Annotated in this window: 25 protein-coding genes; 9 read left to right on the top strand and 16 right to left on the bottom strand. The window is 63.9% G+C overall.

Annotated elements, in window-relative coordinates; translation table 11 throughout:
• Positions 1-59 precede the first annotated feature (59 nt).
• Both AC1DYO_RS13225 and AC1DYO_RS13220 read right to left on the bottom strand, forming a co-directional pair.
• A complete protein-coding gene (locus AC1DYO_RS13225) occupies positions 60-734 on the bottom strand; it encodes a response regulator transcription factor (protein ID WP_181058911.1) in 675 nt (224 codons plus the stop codon).
• Between the two features lie 254 nt (positions 735-988).
• On the bottom strand, positions 989-2,542 hold the full coding sequence (locus AC1DYO_RS13220; RefSeq protein ID WP_477263799.1) for a Do family serine endopeptidase: 1,554 nt from the start codon (positions 2,540-2,542) through the stop codon (positions 989-991).
• A 120-nt stretch (positions 2,543-2,662) separates the two neighbouring features.
• Between AC1DYO_RS13220 and AC1DYO_RS13215 the strand changes: the two genes are divergently transcribed.
• Positions 2,663-2,878 carry a CopG family ribbon-helix-helix protein gene (locus AC1DYO_RS13215; RefSeq protein ID WP_477263797.1) on the top strand — a complete coding sequence of 72 codons (216 nt, stop codon included), beginning with the start codon at positions 2,663-2,665 and terminating at the stop codon, positions 2,876-2,878.
• On the opposite strand, the gene AC1DYO_RS13210 is transcribed toward AC1DYO_RS13215, so the two are convergent.
• The 8 genes from AC1DYO_RS13210 to AC1DYO_RS13175 form a co-directional block, all read right to left on the bottom strand.
• Positions 2,875-3,339: a cytochrome c-type biogenesis protein gene (locus AC1DYO_RS13210; protein ID WP_477263795.1), complete on the bottom strand. Its 465-nt coding sequence runs from the start codon at positions 3,337-3,339 to the stop codon at positions 2,875-2,877. The genes AC1DYO_RS13215 and AC1DYO_RS13210 overlap by 4 nt on opposite strands.
• On the bottom strand, positions 3,336-5,327 hold the full coding sequence (locus AC1DYO_RS13205) for a heme lyase CcmF/NrfE family subunit (RefSeq protein WP_477263793.1): 1,992 nt from the start codon (positions 5,325-5,327) through the stop codon (positions 3,336-3,338). The genes AC1DYO_RS13210 and AC1DYO_RS13205 overlap by 4 nt, the downstream gene beginning before the upstream one ends.
• Complete coding sequence (ccmE, locus tag AC1DYO_RS13200) at positions 5,327-5,770, bottom strand: cytochrome c maturation protein CcmE (protein WP_477263791.1); 444 nt, start codon at positions 5,768-5,770, stop codon at positions 5,327-5,329. The genes AC1DYO_RS13205 and ccmE overlap by 1 nt, the downstream gene beginning before the upstream one ends.
• Before the next feature lie 3 nt (positions 5,771-5,773).
• Entirely contained in the window at positions 5,774-6,913 is a 1,140-nt protein-coding gene (gene ccmI / locus AC1DYO_RS13195; RefSeq protein ID WP_477263789.1) for a c-type cytochrome biogenesis protein CcmI, read from the bottom strand.
• A 94-nt stretch (positions 6,914-7,007) separates the two neighbouring features.
• The gene (locus AC1DYO_RS13190) at positions 7,008-7,451 is read right to left on the bottom strand and encodes a hypothetical protein (RefSeq protein ID WP_477263788.1); all 444 of its coding nucleotides are present in this window, start codon (positions 7,449-7,451) and stop codon (positions 7,008-7,010) included.
• Positions 7,452-7,623: 172 nt separating this feature from the next.
• Complete coding sequence (locus tag AC1DYO_RS13185; RefSeq protein ID WP_477263786.1) at positions 7,624-9,042, bottom strand: ATP-binding protein; 1,419 nt, start codon at positions 9,040-9,042, stop codon at positions 7,624-7,626.
• Entirely contained in the window at positions 9,026-9,691 is a 666-nt protein-coding gene (locus tag AC1DYO_RS13180) for a response regulator transcription factor (RefSeq protein ID WP_477263784.1), read from the bottom strand. The genes AC1DYO_RS13185 and AC1DYO_RS13180 overlap by 17 nt, the downstream gene beginning before the upstream one ends.
• Before the next feature lie 82 nt (positions 9,692-9,773).
• Positions 9,774-10,034, bottom strand: coding sequence for a hypothetical protein (locus AC1DYO_RS13175; RefSeq protein ID WP_477263782.1), 261 nt, complete (start codon positions 10,032-10,034; stop codon positions 9,774-9,776).
• 303 nt (positions 10,035-10,337) lie between these two features.
• On the opposite strand from AC1DYO_RS13175, the gene AC1DYO_RS13170 reads away from it, so the two are divergent.
• Positions 10,338-10,724, top strand: coding sequence for an ester cyclase (locus AC1DYO_RS13170; protein ID WP_477263780.1), 387 nt, complete (start codon positions 10,338-10,340; stop codon positions 10,722-10,724).
• 115 nt (positions 10,725-10,839) lie between these two features.
• On the opposite strand, the gene AC1DYO_RS13165 is transcribed toward AC1DYO_RS13170, so the two are convergent.
• Entirely contained in the window at positions 10,840-11,247 is a 408-nt protein-coding gene (locus AC1DYO_RS13165) for a DUF3168 domain-containing protein (protein ID WP_477263778.1), read from the bottom strand.
• Between the two features lie 277 nt (positions 11,248-11,524).
• On the opposite strand from AC1DYO_RS13165, the gene AC1DYO_RS13160 reads away from it, so the two are divergent.
• On the top strand, positions 11,525-11,734 hold the full coding sequence (locus tag AC1DYO_RS13160) for a hypothetical protein (RefSeq protein ID WP_477263776.1): 210 nt from the start codon (positions 11,525-11,527) through the stop codon (positions 11,732-11,734).
• Positions 11,735-11,741: 7 nt separating this feature from the next.
• On the top strand, positions 11,742-11,933 hold the full coding sequence (locus tag AC1DYO_RS13155) for a hypothetical protein (protein WP_181058897.1): 192 nt from the start codon (positions 11,742-11,744) through the stop codon (positions 11,931-11,933).
• Positions 11,934-11,941: 8 nt separating this feature from the next.
• Here the strand turns inward: AC1DYO_RS13155 and AC1DYO_RS13150 are convergent, their stop codons facing one another.
• Positions 11,942-12,208 (bottom strand): DUF1488 family protein, encoded by a 267-nt coding sequence (locus AC1DYO_RS13150; RefSeq protein ID WP_477263774.1) that lies wholly within the window; start codon positions 12,206-12,208, stop codon positions 11,942-11,944.
• A complete protein-coding gene (locus AC1DYO_RS13145) occupies positions 12,205-12,468 on the bottom strand; it encodes a hypothetical protein (protein ID WP_477263772.1) in 264 nt (87 codons plus the stop codon). Before AC1DYO_RS13145 ends, AC1DYO_RS13150 begins: the two co-directional genes overlap by 4 nt.
• A 248-nt stretch (positions 12,469-12,716) precedes the next feature.
• Here AC1DYO_RS13145 and AC1DYO_RS13140 point away from each other — a divergent pair, with 248 nt between their 5' ends.
• The 3 genes from AC1DYO_RS13140 (at position 12,717) to AC1DYO_RS13130 (ending at position 15,012) form a co-directional block, all read left to right on the top strand.
• A complete protein-coding gene (locus AC1DYO_RS13140; protein WP_477263770.1) occupies positions 12,717-13,031 on the top strand; it encodes a co-chaperone GroES in 315 nt (104 codons plus the stop codon).
• A gap of 61 nt (positions 13,032-13,092) precedes the next feature.
• Positions 13,093-14,721, top strand: coding sequence for a chaperonin GroEL (groL, locus tag AC1DYO_RS13135; RefSeq protein WP_477263768.1), 1,629 nt, complete (start codon positions 13,093-13,095; stop codon positions 14,719-14,721).
• Positions 14,722-14,850: 129 nt separating this feature from the next.
• Positions 14,851-15,012, top strand: coding sequence for a hypothetical protein (locus AC1DYO_RS13130; RefSeq protein ID WP_181058892.1), 162 nt, complete (start codon positions 14,851-14,853; stop codon positions 15,010-15,012).
• Positions 15,013-15,057: 45 nt separating this feature from the next.
• Here the strand turns inward: AC1DYO_RS13130 and AC1DYO_RS13125 are convergent, their stop codons facing one another.
• A complete protein-coding gene (locus AC1DYO_RS13125; protein ID WP_477263766.1) occupies positions 15,058-15,954 on the bottom strand; it encodes a LysR family transcriptional regulator in 897 nt (298 codons plus the stop codon).
• A 114-nt stretch (positions 15,955-16,068) separates the two neighbouring features.
• On the opposite strand from AC1DYO_RS13125, the gene AC1DYO_RS13120 reads away from it, so the two are divergent.
• On the top strand, positions 16,069-16,962 hold the full coding sequence (locus tag AC1DYO_RS13120; protein WP_477263764.1) for an SAM-dependent methyltransferase: 894 nt from the start codon (positions 16,069-16,071) through the stop codon (positions 16,960-16,962).
• Between the two features lie 2 nt (positions 16,963-16,964).
• On the opposite strand, the gene AC1DYO_RS13115 is transcribed toward AC1DYO_RS13120, so the two are convergent.
• Both AC1DYO_RS13115 and AC1DYO_RS13110 read right to left on the bottom strand, forming a co-directional pair.
• Positions 16,965-18,518, bottom strand: coding sequence for a trimethylamine methyltransferase family protein (locus AC1DYO_RS13115; RefSeq protein ID WP_477263762.1), 1,554 nt, complete (start codon positions 18,516-18,518; stop codon positions 16,965-16,967).
• A gap of 12 nt (positions 18,519-18,530) precedes the next feature.
• Positions 18,531-20,942 (bottom strand): GcvT family protein, encoded by a 2,412-nt coding sequence (locus AC1DYO_RS13110; RefSeq protein ID WP_477263760.1) that lies wholly within the window; start codon positions 20,940-20,942, stop codon positions 18,531-18,533.
• A 111-nt stretch (positions 20,943-21,053) separates the two neighbouring features.
• On the opposite strand from AC1DYO_RS13110, the gene AC1DYO_RS13105 reads away from it, so the two are divergent.
• On the top strand, positions 21,054-21,692 hold the full coding sequence (locus AC1DYO_RS13105) for a TetR/AcrR family transcriptional regulator (protein ID WP_477263758.1): 639 nt from the start codon (positions 21,054-21,056) through the stop codon (positions 21,690-21,692).
• Positions 21,693-21,824 lie beyond the last annotated feature (132 nt).

The raw sequence follows: 21,824 nt of genomic DNA, 5'->3' as shown, positions 1-21,824 counted from the left end.
CCCCTTTGTTGGAGCATGATCTTCTCCAAAAACCGGTACCCACTTTTTGGGATCATGCTCTAGCCGCTCTTCAGCATATAGCCGGCGCCGCGCACGGTGTGCAGGATCGGCTTGTCGAAACCCTTCTCGATCTTGCCGCGCAGCCGCGAGACATGCACGTCGATGACGTTGGTCTGCGGATCGAAATGATAGTCCCAGACATTTTCGAGCAGCATGGTGCGCGTCACCACCTGGCCGGCATGACGCATCAGATATTCGAGCAAGCGGAATTCGCGCGGCTGCAGCGTGATCTCGCGCGCGGCGCGCTTCACCGAATGGGAGAGACGGTCGAGCTCAAGATCGCCGACCCGGTACATGGTTTCGGCTTCCCGGGCGCTGGCGCGGCGGTTCAGCACCTCGACGCGGGCGAGCAGTTCGGAAAAGGCATAGGGCTTGGTCAGGTAGTCATCGCCGCCAGCGCGCAGGCCGGTGACGCGGTCATCGACCTCGCCCAACGCCGACAGGATCAGCACCGGCGTGGTGTTGCCGCGCGAGCGCAGGCCGGCAATGACAGAAAGCCCGTCGCGGCGTGGCATCATGCGGTCGACAACCATGACGTCATAGTCGCCGGCATCGGCCAGCGCAAAGCCGGTTTCGCCGTCGCCGGCGACATGGGCGGTGTGCCCGGCCTCGGTAAAGGCCTTCTGCATATAATCGGCCGCCTCGCGATCGTCTTCTATGACGAGAATCTTCATAGAGCCGTTATACGCGATTTCGCTGGAAGATTGAGAGGCCGACATTGGCGTGAAAGCTTTCGTTCAAGCATGTCGTTATCCCAAACTGCCGTGCACTTTTGGGCGACATGCTTTGCTGTTAGAGCGGCAGCGGGCGATGGGGGCCCGCTGCCGCCGGGGGCAGAACACGATGACTGACTAACGCGTTCGGCCCCGTGCTTTCCCGTGCGGCGGCTCGGGGGTGTTGAAACCGCCGCACTGGAAACTCTGTGATGTCAGCCCTTGGCGACCGGCAGCGCGACGAAGCGATTGCTATCGTCGCGGGTGATCTGCATCAGCACCGCCTTGCGGCCGGACTTGACCGCATCGGCCATCGCCTTGGCGACGTCCTCTGTGCCGTTCACCTCCGTCGAATTGACCGAAGTGATGACATCGCCAGGCTGGATGCCACGGTCCGCGGCATCGCTGTCGGGGTCGACATCGGTGACCACCAGGCCCTTGCCGTTTTCCGACTTGGTAACGGTGAGGCCGAGATCGGCCAGCGCGGCGGGCTTTGCCGGAGCTGCCGGCTGCTGCGGGTCGGCCGAGGCCTGCTTGTCGGTGGACGGCAGCGTGCCGAGATCGACCTTGATCGTCTGGCTCTTGCCGTCGCGCCACACCGTGACGTCAACCGACTTGCCAGGCGAATAGGCGCCGATCAGACGGGCCAATTCCTTCGGCGATGCAACGTCCTTGCCTTCGACCTGGGTGATCACGTCGCCGGCCGTGATGCCGGCCTTCTTGCCGGGTCCGCCGTCCTGGGCGCTGGAAACCAGAGCGCCGTTCTGCGACTTCAAGCCCAGCGATTCGGCGATATCCGAGGTGACCGGCTGGATTTCGACGCCGAGCCAGCCACGCTGCACCGAGCCGCTCTTCATCAGGTCCTGAACCACCTGCTTGGCGGTCGAGGCCGGAATATCGAAGGCGATGCCGACGCTGCCGCCCGAGGGCGAGAAGATCGCGGTGTTGATGCCGACGACCTGGCCGTTGAGGTTGAAGGTCGGGCCGCCCGAATTGCCGCGGTTGACCGAAGCGTCGATCTGGATGAAGTCGTCATAGGGGCCGGCGCCGATGTCACGGCCACGGGCCGAGACGATGCCGGCGGTGACGGTACCGCCGAGGCCGAACGGATTGCCGACGGCAACCACCCAGTCACCGACGCGGACCTTGGAATCATCGGCGAAGTCGACATAGGTGAACTTGCCGACGCCATCGACCTTGAGCACGGCGAGATCGGTGCGCGGATCGGTGCCGATCAGCTTGGCGTCGAGTTCCTTGCCGTCATTCATCACCACGGTGAAGGCCGAGCCTTCCTCGACGACATGGTTGTTGGTGACGAGATAGCCGTCATCGGAGATGAAGAAGCCCGAACCCTGCGCCACCGGGCGCGGCTGGTCGTTGTTGTGGTCGCGATGGCTGAAGCGACGGTTGCCGCCGCCCTGGCCGTTCTGATCGCCAAAGCCGCGGAATTGCTTGAAGAACTGGCGCAGCTGCGGATTGTCGGGAAGATTGTTCATGCCGTCCGGATCGTCGGACTGGTCGGAACCGTCATCGGCGGCAGGTTCGATCTTGGCCTTGACCTTGACGCTCACGACAGCCGGCGAAACGCGCTCGACGACATCGGCAAAGCCCGGCACCTGCGGTGCTTCGACACGCACAGCGTCGGCCAGAACAGGGGCCGTGCCGGTGGCGACGGCACCGAAACCAATGGCGCCGGCAATGGCCAGCGAAGCGGCGGCGGCCAACAGGCGGTTGCGGGTGCGGGAATATGAATTGGGGGCAATAGACATGGATCTGTATCCTCTTTTCACTGGATGCGGCTCAGGCAGAGCATCCTCGGAGAAGAGGAATAGAGAGGCGCACATTACGGCGCCATTTCCGAAGCATGAAACTTTTGTAATGTTTGTGGCATGAGAGAACGCACGAATCGACCCAGCAAATCCCTCCTCACCGGCGAGGCGGTTTCGGCCGATCTCGACCGCGAGCTCGATGTCATCGATGACATCAAACGCGGTTTGGCCGATGCAGTGGCTGGCCGTGTCGTCTCCCACGACGATGCCATGGCGGAAATTGACGCCATGATCGAAGCGGCGGAAGCTAAGCGTCCGGAGGAATGGCCGAGCTAATCGCTCAGCATCTTGTCCAACGCCGCCTGTTCCTCGGCGCTCAGCGCCTTGGTTACCAGCGAGCGGCGGGAGCGCGTGGTCAGTACAATAAAAATGCCGCCGACTAACAGCAGAAGCACGGGCGTGCCCCACAACAAGGCGTTGCGCGGGCTGAAGCGCGGCTTCAACAGCACGAACTCACCGTAGCGCGATACGATATAATCCATCACCTGCTGGTCGGTATCGCCAGCTACCAGGCGCTGGCGCACCAGGATGCGCAGGTCGCGAGCAAGGTCGGCATCGGATTCGTCGATGGACTGGTTCTGGCAGACCATGCAGCGCAGGCCTTCCGACAGCAGCCGCGCCCTCGCCTCGAGCGCGGGATCGGCGAGAACCTCGTCAGGCTTGACCGCCTGGGCAGCACCTGCAAACAGCAGCGCCAGCAGCAGGACCAGCGAGGCCAGCGAAAACCTGGTGCTCAAGGCACGCCTGCCGACGGCATGGCGGAAACCGGCTTGCGGCGGCGCGACGGCGCGCCGACACGCAGGCGGCGGTCGAACAGCGACATTGCCGCGCCCGCCATCATCACCAGACCGCCGCCCCAGATCAGCGTTACCAGCGGCTTCCACCACAGGCGTACGACGACGGAACCATCGGTGCCCTCGTCGCCCAGCGACAGATAGAGCTGGCTGAACCCGATCGTCTCGATGCCGGATTCGGTCGTCGTCGTCTGCCGCACCGGAAAGAAGCGCTTGGCCGAGGTGATTTCAGCCGAAACGCCGCCATCGGCGCCGATCAGGGAAAAGCGGCCGCGCTGCTCGCTGTAGTTCGGGCCCTGCGCAGGATAGAGCCCCTCGAAGCGCAGCGTGTGGCCGGAGAGTTCGACGCTTTCGCCGGCATGCATCGACAGGATTTTTTCGGTGCCGAAGCACAGCGTGCCGACAATGCCGAGCGTCGTCAGGCCGAGGCCGAGATGGGCAAGTGCGGTGCCGAACACCGAACGCGGCAAGCCGGCGAAACGGCGCAGCATAATGGCCGGCGACACATTGCCGAAGCCGGACTTGACGGCAAGGTCGGTGAGCGCGCCGCAGACCAGCCAGCAGGCGAGGCCGACGCCGAGGGCGGCGAACACCGACGCGCCGTTGATGAACAGGCCGGTGACCAGCATGGCCAGAAGGGCGGCGGCGAAAGCCGCCATCAGGCGCTGGGCGACGGCATAGAGGTCACCGCGCTTCCAGGCGAGCAACGACCCGAACGGAACCACGACCAGCAGCGGCACCATCAGCGGGCCGAATGTCAGGTTGAAGAACGGCGCGCCGACCGAGATCTTGCCGGCCGAAAGCGCCTCGACGGCGAGCGGATAGAGCGTGCCGACCAGCACGGTCGCTGTGGCCGTGGTCAGGAACAGATTGTTGAGCACCAGCGCGCCTTCGCGCGAGAGCGGGTGGAACAGGCCACCAGCAGTCAGCCGCGAGGCGCGCAGCGCAAACAGCGCCAGCGAGCCGCCGATGAACAGCGTCAAGATGCACAGGATGAAGATGCCGCGCGTCGGGTCGGTGGCGAAGGCATGCACCGAGGTCAGCACGCCGGAGCGCACCAGGAAAGTGCCGAGCAGCGACAGCGAGAAGGTGAGGATGGCGAGCAGCAGCGTCCAGATCTTGAGCGCCGAGCGCTTCTCCATGACGATGGCCGAATGCAGCAGGGCGGTGCCCGCCAGCCACGGCATGAAGGAGGCATTTTCGACCGGGTCCCAGAACCAGAAGCCGCCCCAGCCGAGTTCGTAATAAGCCCAGTAGGAGCCCATGGCGATGCCGCCGGTCAAAAACATCCAGGCGACCAGCGTCCATGGCCGCACCCAGCGCGCCCAGGACGCATCGATGCGTCCTTCGATCAAGGCCGCGACCGAGAAGGAGAAGCAGATGGAGAAGCCGACATAGCCGAGATAGAGCAGCGGCGGGTGGATGGCGAGGCCGAGGTCCTGCAGGACCGGGTTTAGATCGCGGCCTTCGATTGGCGCCGGATTGAGCCGGATGAACGGATTGGACGTCGCCAGGATGAACAGGAAGAAGGTGGCGCCGATCGCTCCTTGCACGGCCAGCACATTGGCGCGCAGCGTCGCCGGCAAATTGGAGCCGAAGACGGCGACCAATGCACCAAAGAAGGTCAGGATCAGCACCCAGAGCAGCATCGAACCTTCGTGATTGCCCCAGGTGCCGGTGATCTTGTAGATCAGCGGCTGCAGCGAATGCGAGTTTTCCCATACGCTCGCCACCGAGAAATCGGAGCTGGCATAGGCGCCGGCGAGTGCTGCGAAGGAAAGCGCGGTCAGCGCGAAGCCGGTGACCGTGACGGGGCCGCCGACGGCCATCAGCCGCTGATTGCCGGTGCGGGCGCCGATGAGCGGTACCAGCGTCTGCACCAGCGACAGCGCGAAGGCTAGGACCAGCGCGAAATGTCCGGTTTCAACCATTACTCACTCTTGCTCTCTTGCCACACACCCTTGGCCTTCAGACCGTCGGCCACTTCCTTGGGCATGTAGCGTTCGTCATGCTTGGCCAGCACGCTGTCGGCGACAAAGACGCCGTCAGTACCGAAAGCGCCTTCGGTGATGACGCCCTGCTCCTCGCGGAACAGGTCGGGCAGAATGCCGGTATAGGTGACCTTGACCGATTTGTGGGTGTCGGTCACCGAGAACGCAACCGTCGCGCCCTGCCCGCGCACGACCGTGCCCTTTTCGACGAGGCCGCCGAGGCGGATGCGCTGGCCGGGCTGCAGACTGGCGGTGGTCAGATCAGCGGGCATATAGAAATAGGAGGCTTTCTGGCCCAGCGCATAGAAGGTCAGCCCGGTGGCGGCGCCGAGGAAGGCGAGCCCTCCGACGATCACTGACAATCGCTTCTGCTTGCGCGTCATGCCCTACTCCGTCGCCGTCAGGCCGAGCGAGGCGGCAAAGGCGGTGAATTTCTTCGCTTCGTCACTGTCGGCGCCAAACACGGCAATACCGCGATGCAGCGCATCGCGCGCCTGGTCGGCCTTGCCCAGCACCACATAGGAACGAATGAGCCGCATCCATCCTTCCGTGTCACGCGGATTTTGCCGCAGTTTTTCGTCGAGACCGGCGACCATGGTGCCGATCATCGCCTGCCTGTCCTGCGGCGCCATCGACGAGGCAGCATCGACGGCCGCGGCATCAGGGCCTTTCGCAGGTTCTCCTGCCGCGACGCTACGGTTGGCAGCCTCGGCCAGCGCCTGTTGGACAGCGCCGCGCCACGGCGAATCCTGCGGCAGGAGGTCGAGCATCTTCTGCCAGGCAGCGGTCGCCTCTGCCAGACGGCCCTCCTGCGCCAGCGCCATGGCCAGGTAGAAGGACGCTTTCGGATTTGCCGGGTCGAGCTTCAACGCCTGCTCGAAAGCGGATTGGGCATCGGCCGAAACAATGCCGCCGGCCGCATTGGCGATCGCCTCGCCAAGACCGGCTTCGCGGGCAGCCGTGTCGCCATCGAGGCGGATGGCGTTGCGATAGGCGGTCACGGCATCGGAAAAGCGCTGCAAGCGCAGATAGATCGGGGCCAGCACGTCCCAGCCGCGTCCATCCGCAGGGTTGGCGGCAAGATGGGCCTCGGCGCGCGCCACCAGCTCGTCGACCGAAGAGTCCGCCGGGTTCTTGGCCAGCCGTTCGGCAAGCGGCTGCGACGGCAAATCGGGCGAGCCGAGCTGGCTGTAGAGGCCCCAGCTGAGCAGCGGGACCAGCAAAACCGCTCCTGTCGCCACCAGCCTGGCCGCGCTCGACGGCTGCCGCGTGCCGGGCGCATGGGCTTGACCGACATCTCCCAGGCGAAGGATGCGGCGGGCGATTTCGGCGCGCGCCTCCTCGGCTTCCGCCGGCTGGATCAGGCCGCGCGCGGCGTCACGCTCAAGCTCGGCCAATTGGTCGCGGTAGACTTCGAGATCATGGTCGCTGCTGGTCGAAGCGCTCTCGCCGCCGCTGGTCAGCGGCAGCAGCACCGCCAGGCTTGCGCCCAGCGTGAGGATTGCGGCTATGACCCAGAACAGCATGGTTCTTCCAATAGAGCGAGAGCCCTGCTCTGCCAACACAGACACGCTGCGACGCTTTGACGGGAGCCCGATCCCAATCAGCCGGACCGGATGCTCAGGTCAGCGGCGTCCAGCTGCCGTCGGCGTTGCGGCATGCGGTGCCACGCGCAGTCTGGCCGGCCGTGCCGGTGAACACCGTATGCGTGTATTGGCGGCAATCCTGCGAGCCGACGCGATAGGGCTGGGCCGCGACAACCTCGCCGGAATGGGCCGAACTGTCGCTCTTCCACGTCACCTTCTGGCCGCTCGCCGTGTATTCGAGCGCCTTGTATTCCGCCTCGAGCGCCTTGCGCTTCTCGGTCTCGTTCAGGCCACTGCCGATCGATCCGCCGACGAGCCCGCCGGCCATGGCCGAAATGATCGTCGTCGCGACTTTGGCCCCTGAAGGAGGCGACGCGGGCGGGTTGGTGATGGAGATATCCGGGCCGCTGCCCTTGCCCAATGTTCCGCAGCCGGAGAGAGCGAGCAGTGCGGAAACGAGCGCAACGCGAATCTTCATGCCAACAACCGGTTTTCTTGAACGGGATGCGCTGGGGGCCGCGTCATCGGGGATGTCTGCTGGCCATAGTATTGATATTTGTCGGAAATTTGGCCGTTTGCCGACCATCCGAGGAGCAATCGACAGGTCGCCATAACACAGGCACTCAGCCATGTCGATTGGCGCCGAAGCATCATTGGAGGCTCCGCAAGCGCACCACCGCCTTCAGCCCACCCATGGCGGAGCGGTCCAGGGCCAGAGCGCCGCCATACTCGTTGACGAGGTCGGCGACAATGGCAAGCCCGAGCCCCGTGCCTGGCTTTGTCTCGTCGAGTCGCCGGCCACGTTTCAACGCATCGCGCGCCTTGTCCTCAGGAATGCCTGGACCGTCATCCTCAATCGCGATCTCGAACAAGCCAGCGGCGGCCGGCGTGACGGATACGGCAACAGTGCTCCTTGCCCATTTCATCGCATTGTCGAGCAAATTGCCGAGCAATTCCTCCAGATCCTCGCGCTCGCCGGCAAAGACGATGTCGGCCGCCGGCAAGGCAAGCGACAGGCTGACATCAGGCTTGAGTTTTTGCAGCACGCGCACCATGCGCTGCACCAGCGGCGTCACCGGCGTGCGGTAGACGACGCTGTCGCGCTGCGCCGCGACGCGGGCCCGCTGCAGATAGTGATCGACCTGCTTCTGCATCGAGGCGGCCTGGTCGGCGATGAGCTGGCCCTTGGCGCCGCCCAGCGCCCGCCCCTCGTTGATCAGCACGGCGAGCGGCGTCTTCAGCGAATGGGCAAGATTGCCAACCTGCGTGCGCGAGCGCTCGACAATGCGCTTGTTGTTTTCGATCAGTGCGTTGGTCTCATTGGCAAGCGGCTCGATCTCCGCCGGGAACTGGCCGTCGAGCCGTTGCGCCGTGCCTTCGCGGACCAAGGCAAGCGCATTGCGGACCCGGCGCAAGGGCTGCAGGCCGAGCAGGATGGCGATCGCGTTGATGGCGATCATGCCGACGCCGAACAGGCTGAGATAGGTCAGCAGGCGGCCCTGGAAGGTGGCGATCTCCTGCTCGAGTTCGGTCTTGTTGCCCATGACGCGAAAGCGCGCGGCACGGTTCTTGGCATCGAGGACGAATTCGCTTTCGAACACTTGCAGTTCCTCGTCGCCGATGCCGTCGGCGGAATAGCTACGCTGGAAACTGGAATTGAAAGGCACCTCGGCGACGGTCGGCGACGGGATCGTCGTGGTCATCGAGGATGAGTGGAGGTTGCCGTGCACGCCTTCGGAAGCCGGCTCCACCGACCAGTACCAGCCCGAATTCGGCTCTGAGAAGCGCAGGTCGCCGAGGTCGGGAGCGCCGATGAGCTGGCCGGAGTCGGAAACGCCGACGGAGCCGATCAGGTTGAACAGATGCGCCGACAGCAGGCTGTCGAAGCCACGCTCGCTGGCCTGGCGGTAGAGCGTGGTGATCAGTGTGAAGATCACGATCAGGGTGAGGATCGCCCAGATCGTGGAAAAGCCGATGACGCGGAAAGCCAGCGAGCGCGGCCAGAGCCGTGCCGAGAAAGGCTTCCTTGCTGGTATGGGGAGCGGTTCCGCCTTACGCCTCCGGCTCACGCATGCGATAGCCCATGCCGCGCACGGTTTCGATCATGTCGATGCCCATCTTCTTGCGCAGCCGGCCGACAAACACCTCGATGGTGTTGGAATCGCGGTCGAAATCCTGGTCGTAGAGGTGCTCGACCAGTTCGGTGCGCGACACCACCTCGCCCATATGGTGCATGAGATAGGCAAGCAGGCGGAACTCGTGCGACGTCAGCTTCAGCGGCACGCCGTTGACATCGGCCTTGGAGGCCTTGGTGTCGAGGCGCAGCGGCCCGCAGGTGAGTTCGGACGAGGCATGGCCGGCGGCACGGCGGATCAGCGCCCTCACCCGCGCCAGCACCTCCTCGATGTGGAACGGCTTGGTGACGTAATCGTCGGCGCCGGCGTCGATGCCCGACACCTTGTCGCTCCAGCGGTCGCGTGCAGTGAGGATAAGCACCGGCATCTTGCGGTCGTTGCGGCGCCAGCGCTCGACGACGCTGATGCCGTCCATCTGCGGCAGGCCGATGTCGAGCACGACGGCGTCGTAAGGCTCTGTGTCGCCCAGGAAATGGCCCTCCTCCCCGTCATAGGCGCGGTCGACGACATAGCCGGCATCGACTAGGGCATCGGCTATCTGCCGGTTGAGATCCTTGTCATCTTCGACGACGAGTACGCGCATGATCGGTCAGGCCTGTTGATGTCTCAGATATAGGCCGATTCCGGTGGCCTGGGAAACGAGCCCTGCAAGAGGGAAGATTGGATCAGTTCGCCGGGACGACGATCTCCGAACGGCGCGGGCGCTGGCCGTCCTTGCCAGGAACGAGCACGACGATGACGCAGACCTCCTGGCCGCCACGCGTCGACTGCGAAGCCTTGGCCAATGTGCCGCCATTCTGCTCGGCAACCTGCTGGCCGATCGCGTAGCAGTCGGCCGCGGCCGCCGGCGTCGCCTGCGACGCGAACACGCCGGCCGCTGCAAGCGCCAGTGTCGCGGTTCTGAAATGAGAGCGAAGCGTTTTCATGGTTGGCGTTGTAACGCAACTGTGCTGAACGTGAAATGAACGGTGAATGGTTGAAAATCCATCCCCGCAATACCCCTGCGCGCGAAACGAATGAATGCAGTCATGCCGCCCGGTCCCCTCAGACCGGGCGAGGGATTCATAGCCGGAAAAGTGGCCGTGCGGCTATGGTTTTCGTGGGGCGGCTTCTTGAAGCCTGCCCTGGCGACCGGAGGTCTGTCGCAAGCGCCCTTGGCGTCGGTCAAAGCGACATATTCGACGGGCGCCCTAATTAGCGTAGGAAACGCCAAACCATCGGAGCGCGCCATGACGGACAAAGACCTTGCCGACCTCTACCGGGGCTACATCGCCTGCCTGAATGCCCAGGACTGGGCCAATCTCGGAAAGTTTGTCGGCAATGAAGTTCAGCACAATGGCGAAATGCTCGGCCTGTCGGGCTATCGCCGCATGCTCGAAGGCGATTTCGAGGCCATTCCCGATCTCAGTTTCAACATCGAACTTCTGGTCTGCCAACCACCGCGCGTGGCGGCGCGCCTGCGTTTCGACTGTCATCCCAAGGGAGTGCTGTTCGGCCTGCCGGTGAACGGCAAGCGCGTGTCGTTCGCCGAAAATGTGTTCTACGAATTCGGAGAGGGTCGCATCCGCGAGGTGTGGTCGGTGATCGACAAGGCCGAGATCCAGGCACAGATTTAGAGCAATTCCCGGAAAAGTGTGAGCGGTTTTCCCCGGGAAAAGCGCCTAGCGCTTTCCCTTGGGAATTGCGTCAAACAAAGAGATAGAGCGGTTCGCCGTGGAGCGGTGAAACGCTCTAGGTCGCGCTTTGCGTGATGGCGCGAATCCGCAGCACCCCGTGATGGAGCGCCAGATCCTCGTCATAGCGTGTCTCGGCGAACTCGAGGGACAGTCGGGTCTGGTCGCGCGAGCCGGTGGCGAATGCAGCGCCGTCGAGGCGCGCCCGGATGCTGTCCATGATCAGCCGCGTCTCGGCCTCGCCTTGCGCCTTCGACCAGACATGCAGCGTGATGAGCTGGTCGTCATCATTGTCGGCGCCCGTGTCCAGATCGAACGCGCTGGTCCGGCCGTAGGTGACATAAGGAAAGGCGGCACTATCAGCCGCTTGCTCGCGCAATCCGGCGCCGCCGAGCAGCGCCGTCAGCGAGGCGTCACTCTTCAATCTCATGAACAAGGCTTGCAGCAAATCGCCGGGCGCCGTCATCCTCGTCTCCGTTCGCCTGTCACGCCTAAGAGCATGATGTCATCCGAAAACCGCTTCACACTTTTCGGCATCATGCTCTGGAACAAACCTCATTCCGCCAGCAGTTTCGCGCAACCTAACCGCGTTGCTCCAGTTTCGCCAGATGACAACCGGCCCGACGCAAGTTGCGAATCAGGCGGCATGGCCGTTTCACGGACCGGTTTCTATTTGGCATGCAGGGAGTTTCAAGAACGGTGTTATGAGGAGGCCTGTTTCTCTGACAATTCGAGGTCATTTCATGCGAACGCCATCGCTGCTGCCGGCTTTTGGAAAGCTTGGCGTCAAGCCCGCGGTCGCGATTGCGGCAGCACCCACCCTGTCGAAGAACACCATGGCGTTGCGCCTACGGGAGGTCCTTTCGGTGCATGGCGGCCTGGCCTTGAAGCTGTCGGTGCTGCTCTGGACAATCCTGATCCTGGCGGCGGCATTTTTCATGTCCAAGGCCTGATGCCGCGATGGCAAACCGCTATGCATTGCGCATGGATCAGCCTGACAGCTGGACCATCTTCGACATCTTCACCGGCCAGCCTGTCGAGCTCAAGCATCAGGTGATGGTGGGCATGACTATACGCGATGCGGAAGCGATGGCCGACCGCCTGAACAATCAAGACGTCAAGCGGCGGGCGAAGGCGGACCGCAAATCCTGATCCAGTAGCTAGCTGAAATCCGCGGCGGTGAGCACATACACGCTCTTGCGGCTGCGGGCATAGGCCCTGCTGGCAATGTCATGGATGGAGCTGGACGCCGTATCGAAGGCCGCCAGATAGGTGGCTTCCGAGGTCGCCGTCCCCGATGGCGCCTTCGAGAGCGCATCGGCGGCAACAGAGAAGGAAATCTGGAACATACCGTCATGGCCGACAAAGCGGATGCGCTTTCCGGCCTCGTCATAGCTGCGGCTTGGGTTGGGGAATGTCAGGCTCATAACTTGGCTCCTTTCGGCGCTGCGGCGGCTTTCTTGGCTGTAGCCGGCTTCTTCTTCGGTGTCGGGTTCAAGGCTTCGGCGACGCGGTCGGCCTCTTCCTTGGCCAGGCGCAATTCCCTGAGCCTTGCCGTCTTGATCTCCCTGGCTCTCGCCTCGGACACGTAGTCGGAGGTTGCCTTGCTGCGCTCGGCCGTCTTCTTCTGCTTGTCCATGAAGCGGGCCTCAGCTTTTTCCATGATACTCTGATTGCCGTCGGCCATCGCTTAAATCTCCCTTGTGGCTGAAACCGTTGAAATGAAACTTTCCATATAAATAGTCGCTTTGGCGTAGAAATTCAATTTTTTGAATTATTTAGACGGTGCGCGATATCTGGAAATCCGCAAGCCACATAATACTTTTAAATATTTTGGATTGCCCGCGAATAATTTTTGGCACTCCTATCTATCGAGTGCCAACGCGCCTATAAGAGCGGCGTGGCCGCCTGTGCCGGCCCCAGAAAGAAGTTCTCATGAAGTTTCGGCCACTCCACGACCGCGTCGTCATCCGGCGCGCCGAAGGCGATACCAAATCCAAGGGCGGCATCATCATTCCCGACAATGCCAAGGAAAAGCCGCAGGAAGGCGAAGTCATCGCCGTCGGCCCCGGCGCTCGCGACGAAAACGGCGTGCTTGTTCCACTCGACGTCAAGGCTGGCGACTTGATCCTGTTCGGCAAATGGTCGGGCACCGAAGTCAAGATCGACGGCGAGGACCTTCTGATCATGAAGGAAGCCGACATTATGGGCGTGATCGAGAAGAGCGTCGAAGCCAAGAAGGCTGCCTGATTGGCGCGCTGCGCGGTCCGCGCGGCGAAAGCTCCACTCCAAATACGAACTGGATGAAAAAATGTCTGCGAAGGAAATCAAATTCTCCACCGACGCGCGCGACCGTATGTTGCGCGGCGTCGAGATCCTCAACAATGCGGTGAAGGTCACGCTCGGCCCCAAGGGCCGCAACGTCATCATCGACAAGGCCTATGGCGCGCCGCGCATCACCAAGGACGGTGTAACGGTGGCCAAGGAAATCGAGCTTGCCGACAAGTTCGAGAACATGGGCGCGCAGATGGTGCGCGAAGTGGCTTCCAAGACCAACGACCTCGCCGGTGACGGCACCACCACCGCAACGGTGCTGGCCGCCTCGATCCTGCGCGAAGGCGCCAAGCTGGTTGCTGCCGGCATGAACCCGATGGACCTCAAGCGCGGCATCGACCAGGCGGTTTCGGCCGTGGTCAAGGACATCAAGGCGAAAGCCAAGAAGGTCAAGTCGTCGGCCGAGATCGCGCAGGTCGGCACCATCGCCGCCAATGGCGATGCCAGCGTCGGCGCCATGATCGCCAAGGCGATGGACAAGGTCGGCAATGACGGCGTCATCACCGTCGAGGAAGCCAAGACCGCCGACACCGAACTCGACGTCGTCGAAGGCATGCAGTTCGACCGCGGCTATCTCAGCCCCTATTTCGTCACCAACGCCGACAAGATGCGCGCCGAGCTCGAGGAGCCCTATATCCTCATCCACGAGAAAAAACTCGGCAATCTGCAGGCGATGCTGCCGATCCTCGAAGCGGTGGTGCAAAGCGGCCGGCCGCTGCTGATCATCTCGGAAGACGTCGAAGGCGAAGCGCTGGCGACGTTGGTCGTCAACAAGCTGCGCGGCGGCCTCAAGGTCGCGGCCGTCAAGGCGCCGGGCTTCGGCGACCGCCGCAAGGCGATGCTGGAAGACATCGCGGTGCTGACATCGGGCCAGATGATTTCCGAGGATCTCGGCATCAAGCTGGAAAACGTCACCGTCGAGATGCTTGGCCGCGCCAAGCGCGTGCTGATCGAGAAGGACACCACCACGATCATCGACGGCGCCGGCACCAAGGCCACCATCCAGGCGCGTATCGCGCAGATCAAGGGGCAGATCGAGGAGACCACCTCGGACTACGACAAGGAGAAGCTGCAGGAGCGGCTGGCCAAGCTTGCCGGCGGCGTTGCCGTCATCCGTGTCGGCGGCGTCACCGAGTCGGAAGTGAAGGAAAAGAAGGACCGCATCGATGACGCGCTGAACGCGACGCGCGCGGCGGTCGAAGAAGGCATTGTTCCCGGCGGTGGCGTGGCGCTTCTCCGCGCCAGGTCGGCGCTGGCCGGACTGACCGGCGCCAATGACGATGTGACCGCCGGCATTTCGATCGTGCTTCGCGCGCTCGAGGCACCGATCCGCCAGATCGCCGAGAATTCCGGTGTCGAAGGCTCGATCGTTGTCGGCAAGCTTTCCGACAGCAAGGACCACAATCAGGGCTTTGACGCCCAGAACGAGGTCTATGTCGACATGATCAAGGCGGGCATCGTCGACCCGGCGAAAGTGGTGCGCACCGCATTGCAGGACGCCGGCTCGATCGCCGCACTTCTGATCACCGCCGAAGCCATGATCACCGACATCCCGGCCAAGGATGCAGCGCCCGCGGGCGCCGGCGGCGGCATGGGCGGCTACTGACCACCGCCTGAAATGCCCGCCCGGAAAAGCCGGTCGGGCCAAGGCAGAACAACGGCCGCCGGGGAGATTTTCCCGGCAGCCTGAGGATTTCCGTCAGTCAGCAGTCAGCAACGACAGGGAGATCGACAGATGATCACATTCGCCCCGAAGCCAAATGGTGTGCCGGCAAAGCCGGCAGAGGAAAGCCGCTTCGATCGCATCCGCCGGATTGCCGCCGAYAAGCACAGGCTGACCGACGCCGGTACAATCCGCCGCGATCTCCCGAAGACCGGTGACAAGCGGCCGATGTAACGGCTGCCGACCCCGTCGTATCTCCTCAAGCCGGCACCAAAGGGCTCAGCGCATCTCGCCGCTGATCAATGCGGCATGGTCCTTGATGACGGAGACTGCGAAACGGATGACCGCGCGCACCGGCGCTTCCGCTCCGATTTCGCGGCGATAGGCAAGAAAAACCGGGTGACTACCGAGAATGTCGGGCGCAAGCCGCACCATGCGGGGCTCGGATTCCGCCAGCATGCAAGGCATCACGGCTAGCCCAGCGCCGCTCAGCGCCGTCGCCAGCATTTCAGTCATCTCGGCAACGCGAAAGACCGTTGTCGCACCGGCGCCATGCGCCTCTATCCATCTTGCGCCAGGAACGCTGGCGAGCCTGGCATCGAATCCGATGATTTCCTGTCCGGCGAGATCACGCGGGTCGATAGGCTGCGGGTGACGGTCGAGATAACGCTGCGAGGCATAGATCGACCAGCCGGCGATACAGAGTTTGCGCGCGATCAGCGTATCGTCGGCGACGACGCCCATCCTGATCGCGAGATCGGCCTCGCCCTGCTGGAGGTCGACCGCCCGGCTGCCGCTGGACAATTCGAGATTGATGGCCGGGTTGGCCTTGTTGAAGGCGGCCATGCGCTCGGCGAAGAACGGGCTGAGGCCGGACGGAAGCGCGAGGCGAACACGGTTCCTGCCCGAGCGCGCCAATGCCAGCAGCGCCTGCATGGCACGTTCGGCGTCATCGCCGAGCGGCAGCAGCTTGCGGCCAAGCGGTGTGATCTCGATGCCGTGCGGTCGTCGCACCACGAGCGAGACCCCGAGCGCTGCTTCGAGCGCGGTCAGGCGGCGGCTGATGGTCGTATGGCGCACGCCAAGCGCACGCGCCGCGCCCGACAGTGTTCCCGTGCGTGCCGTGGCGAGGAAATAGCGCAAATCGTTCCAATCGGGTTCGCCGGGTTTTGCCACGCCTTTCTCCGTCGGTGCCTGTGCAATTTTGCACAGACATGCGCACAAATTGCAAATCGCGGCAGCGTCGCGTTCGCGCGAGGATCCGATGTGATCCAAGTCAAGGAGAGAGCCATGGACATTCAGGACCTCAGAATAATGGTCGCCAAGCACGCGACATCGACCAACGCGCTGGTGGCACTCGGTCTGGCGATCGACGCACGCGTGCGCGGCACGACGCTCGACGGCGATACCGCCCGGCGCACCGAAGCGGTGCTTAGCGAACTCGGCATATCCGACGTGGTGGCAAACACCAGCGCTCGCGAACTGGCACCGGTGCTTGCCGGCATCAGGGCCGACCTGCTGTCGGGCGGCAAGCTTCTGTCGGAGCCTTCTGAAAGCAGCCGGCATCTGGAGGACGGCATGCGTCAGGCCTTCGGCGATGTTTCGGCCGGCTTCCCGTTGCTGCTGAAGCGGTTGATCGCGCCGCTGCTTGCCGATCTGCCGGAGCGGCTCGAGTCGCCCGGCGCGACCTTCCTGGACATCGGCGTCGGCGTCGGCGCGCTGTCGATCGCAATGCTCAGGCAGTGGCCCGGCCTCAAGGTGGTCGGTGTCGATCCCATGCCCGAGGCGATTGCGCAGGCGCGATCCAATGTCATGGCGGCAGGTCTCGACGATCGCATCGAGTTGCGCACCGGGCTCGGCCAGGACATCACTGAGGAGAACGCGTTCGACCTTGTCTTCGTGCCGAGCGCCTTCATCCCCGAGCCGCAGGTCAGGGCGATCGTCGCGCGCGGCCACGCCGCGCTGCGTCCCGGCGGCTGGCTGTTGCTGGCGATGGTCAAGCCCGGGCCGGACGCGCTCGGAGAGGCGCTCGCCCGCTTCCGCACCGGCATATTCGGTGGCACGGTGTTTGAAAAGGACGCCGCCCGCGACTGCGTCGAGCAGTGTGGCTATGTCGAGACACGAATGCTGCCCGGTCCGGCCGGGGCGCCCGTCGCCTTCGTCGTCGGGCGCAAGCCGGGCTGACTTCAGGAAACCGGCAACGCTCCGCCTTCTTCGGTGCGCCGGGCGATGAACTCGTCGAGCACATCAGATGTGGCGACGGCCGACGCCGGCGGCTGGAAGTCGGCCAGCGCCCGCTTCCAGATGCCGGTTGCGCGCTCGGTGGCCGACTTCGAACCGGACTGTGTCCAGTTGCCGAAATTCGACCAGTCGGCGACCAGCGGCTCGTAGAAGGCGGTGCGGTAGCGCGCCATGGTATGGCCGGCGGAGAAGAAATGCCCGCCCGGCTGGACTTCGGCGATGGCCTCGAAGCCGATTGCATCTTCATCGCCGGGTGTTGCCGCACAGAGTTCGGCGACCGTCTGCAGCGCCTCGATATCGGTGATCAGCTTCTCATAGGAAACGCTGAGGCCGCCCTCCAGCCAGCCCGCCGCATGGATGCAGACGGTAGCGCCGGCAAGCACCGAGCCCCACAGCGCGAACTGCGTCTCATGCGCTGCCTGGACGTCGGAAATGTTGGCCGCACTGCCGCCGCCGGACCGCCAGGGCAGGCCGGTGAAACGCGCCAGCTGGCCGGCGCCAAGGGTCGCCTTGACGTGCTCGGGCGTGCCGAAGGCCGGTGCGCCCGACTTCATGTCGACATTGGACGAGAAGGAACCGTACACCACCGGCGCGCCCGGCCGCACCATCTGCGCCAGCGTCAGTCCGGCCAGCGCCTCGGCGTGCTGCAGCGTCAATGCGCCGGCGACCGTGATCGGCGCCATGGCGCCGGCCAGACAGAAGGGTGTGATGACAGACACCTGGCCGGCCTTGGCAAAGTCGATGATGCCTTGCGCCATCGGGATGTCGAGCTGGCGCGGCGAATTGGTGTTGATGACGGTGTAGCAATGGACGCCGGCGAGGAACTCGTCCTGCGAGAGCCCGCGCGCCAGCCGGATCATCTCGAACCCATCCTCGACCTGCGGCGTGCCGCGGGCGAAGATGAAGGGGAACTTGTCCGACAGCGTCAGCTGGGCCCGGTTGGCGGCATAGTGGCGCAAACGGTTGTCGACGTCCTGCGGTTCGATGCAGGGGCACAGCATGTGCAGCACGTCGAAATGCTGAATAAGCTTGGTCAGTTCCTCGAAGGCGGCGAGCGTGCCCGGCCGCCGCCCGCGTTCGAGATCGGTGACGTTGGGTGCGCCGGCGCCGGCCAGGAACGTCATCGAGCCGAGTTCGAGCGTGAGATCGCGGCTGCGGTCGCCGGCCAACGCCCGGATTGATTTTGGCGCTGAGGCCAGCGCCGCCGTGACGATATCGCGGCCGATGCGCACCATCTGGCTGTCCTCATCGACCAGCGCACCGGAGCGCGCGAAGATGCTCCGTGCCTCCGGCAGCAGCACCTTGATGCCGAGCTCTTCCAGCACGCGCAACGCCGTGTCGTGGATGGCGGCGACCTGGTCGTCCGAAAACACCGGCTGCGGCAGGAACGGGTTTTTCAGCGACCGGTAGTTCGGGTGGCGGCTCGACTCGCTGCCGGCCTCGCCGGTGCGGCCACGCCTGCGCTCGCGCCTGTTGTCTCGTGCGGCGTCATCAATCATGGCAGTTTCTCCTCATTGCCGCATCGCCTTGCCCTCGGGGTCGTAGGGCGAGGCCGGGATAACGCGCGCCGGGCGTTCAACGCCGACAATGTGCACCGAAAGCTCGGTCCCCTCCCCAGCGAAATCGTCGTTAAGCAACGCCAGCGCGACGCTTTTGCCAATCGTGTAGCCATAGCCGCCGGAGGTGACGAAGCCGACGCGCCGGCCCTTGTGCCAGACCGGCTCGAAGCCGCTGGCGTCGGCATCGAGCGCATCGATCTCCAAAGTCACGAGCCGTTGCAAGGAGCCTGCTTCACGCTGCCTTAGGGCGGCGTCACGGCCGATGAAATCGCCCTTGGAAAAGGCGATGAAACGGTCGAGGCCGGTTTGTGCCGGCGTGTAGGCCTGCGTGAATTCGCGCGACCAGATGCCAAAGCTCTTTTCCAGCCGCAGTGCGTTGAGCGCATAATAGCCGACCTCGGCAAGGCCGAGATCCGCGCCGGCGGCAAGCAGGGTTTCGCGCAAGGCAGGGTGCATGACAGCCGGGCAATTGATCTCGAAACCGAGTTCACCGGCAATCGACAGCCGCGCCACGCGGGCGCTCACCATGCCGATGTCGAGCTGGCCGCAAGCCATGAATGGCAAGGCGCTTGCCGAAACATCCTGATGCGTGGTCCGCGCCATGATGTCCCGCGCGTTCGGCCCGGTGACGAGGAAGCCGCTGACGGTGTCGGAGATGTCGGTGACTGAGACGCCTTGCGCCGCATACGCCTCGAACCAGCGCATGTGGAATTCTCGGAGATAGTAGGAGCCCATGAGCCAGTATTCGTCGCTGCCCCAGTTGAGCACGGTGAGATCGCCCTTGAGCCGGCCGTCCGGCCCAAGCATCGGCGCCAGCCTCGCCTGCCCCGGCTTCGGCAGCTTCGACGCCAGCAGCCGGTCGAGCCAGGCCTCCGCGCCCGGCCCCGATACGTCATAGCGCGAGAAGGCCGAGGTATCGACGAGGCCAGCGGCACGGCGCACCTGCAACGCCTCGTCGCCGACAATGTCGAAAGCGTTGGAGCGCTTCAGCGTCGTCTCCTCGCGAAAGCCGATCGGCGCGAAATAGGCCGGAATTTCGAGCCCCCAGGAGGCCGTCCATTCGCATCCCGCCGCCGTCATGCCGTCATAGGCGCCGGGGCGCTTCAGTGGCCGGCCGGCCGGCAGGCGCTCATTGGGGAAGGTCATGACGAAGCGCCGGGCATAGAACTGGCGCGTCGTCTGCTTCAGATATTCGCGGTTGGCGGCAAAGGCGCCGTAGCGGGCGATGTCCATACCGAATATGTCGGCTTGCGGTTCGCCATGGATCATCCATTCGGCCAGCGATTTGCCGACGCCGCCGCCCTGGCTGAAGCCGGCCATCACACCGCAGGCAACCCAGTAATTCTTCAGGCCGCGAACCGGGCCGACGAGCGGGTTGCCGTCGGGCGTGAAGGTGAAGGCGCCGTTGACCCATTTGCGGATGCCGGCCGTGGCCAGGCACGGGAAGCGCTCATAGGCCTTCATCAGTTCGGGGCTGATGCGGTCGATGTCCTCCGGGATCAGCTCGATGCCGTAATCCCAGGGTGCGCCGTCCATGTTCCAGTGTTTCGGGTTCTGCTCGTAGACGCCGAGCAGCACGCCTTTGCGCTCCTGGCGAAGATAGGAAAAGCCGTCGAGGTCGACGGCAAGGCCGAGCTCCTTGTCGAGCGCGGCCACCTCCGGAATGTCCTCGGTGACGAAGTAATGATGCTCCATCGGCGTCACCGGCAGCTCGACGCCGGCCATGCGGCCGACCTGCTTGGCCCACAGGCCACCGGCATTGACGACATGCTCGGCAACGATCGTGCCCTGTTCGGTCAGCACATCCCAGCCGCCGTCGGCGCGCGCCTTCAGATCGAGCACCCGGTTGCGCAGGATGACATCGGCGCCGCGTTTTTTTGCAGCACCGGCATAGGCATGGGTGGTCCCGTAGGGATCGAGATGACCCTCGTTGGAATCGTAGAGGCCGCCCAGCACGCCGTTGACGTCGACAATCGGGCAGATTGCCTTGATCTCCTCAGGCGTCACCAGCCGCGCGGTCTCGATGCCGACCGACTGGAACACCGCCCATGCCGATTTCAGCCACTCCCAGCGCTGCGGGTCGCTCGCCATGTTGACGCCGCCGGTCATATGCAGGCCGGCATTCTGGCCGGACTCTGCCTCGATCTCGCGATAGAGTTTGATCGTATAATCCTGCAGTGCTGCGACATTGGGATCGGCGTTCAGCGCATGGAAACCGGCGGCGGCATGCCAGGTCGAACCGGCGGTCAGCTCGGCGCGCTCGATCAGCGCCACCTCGCTCCAGCCGAAGCGCGCCAGATGATAGAGCACCGAGGCGCCGACCACGCCTCCCCCAATGACGACCGCCCGATAATGCGACTTCACGAGCCTCTCCCTCTCGTTGGATGCCCACACGATACATACACTGGACACATGTGTCTAGACACTTATGTCCAGAGCTTGCGCAGAATTCCGCGCCATGGCACTTGTGGGTCCATGATCATGATTGCTCCGCAGGCCGAGCCGGCACCCGGCAACATCAAGGTGACGCGCCAGGACTGGATCGATCTGGCGCTGCGGACCCTGGTCTCGGACGGCATCGAAAGCGTGCGGGTGCTGACGCTCGGCCAGAAACTCGGCGTCTCCCGCTCGAGCTTCTACTGGTATTTTGAGAGCCGCCAGGACCTGCTCGACCAGTTGCTCGCCCATTGGCATGACACCAACACCAAGGCGATCGTCGAGCGCGCGAAGCGGCCAGCCGAAACCATCATCATGGCCGTTTTGAACGTCTTCGAGTGCTGGGCCGACGAGCGCCTGTTCGATCCGCGGCTCGATTTTGCCGTCCGCGAATGGGCACGGCGCTCCGACGATGTTCGTGCCGCCATCGACCAGGCCGACAACGACCGTCTCGGCGCTATCCGCGAGATGTATCGCCGGCATGGCTATCCCGAGGAAGACGCTTTCATCCGGGCACGCGTGCTCTATTACATGCAGATCGGCTATTACGTGCTCGACCTCAAGGAACCGGTCGAAGCGCGGGTCAGCCATCTCGCCGCCTACCTGCGCGCCTTCACCGGACAGGAGCCGAGCGAAGCGGATGTGGCGCATTTCATGCACTTCATCGCCGCACGCTGATACGTCCAGCATGCCCATGCTCAACAATCCGTGCGGTGTGGCCCGGCTGCCCTTGTGAGCCGGGCTGAAATGGATGAATAGTCTTTGCCGGGTATGCCCGCCCTGAAATTGCCCGCTTGCGGTTCTCAGGTC

The organism is Mesorhizobium sp. P2_F5 (assembly GCF_056403715.1).
Note: the sequence above shows the minus strand (reverse complement) of the source record. Positions and strands in the feature narration are given on the sequence as shown.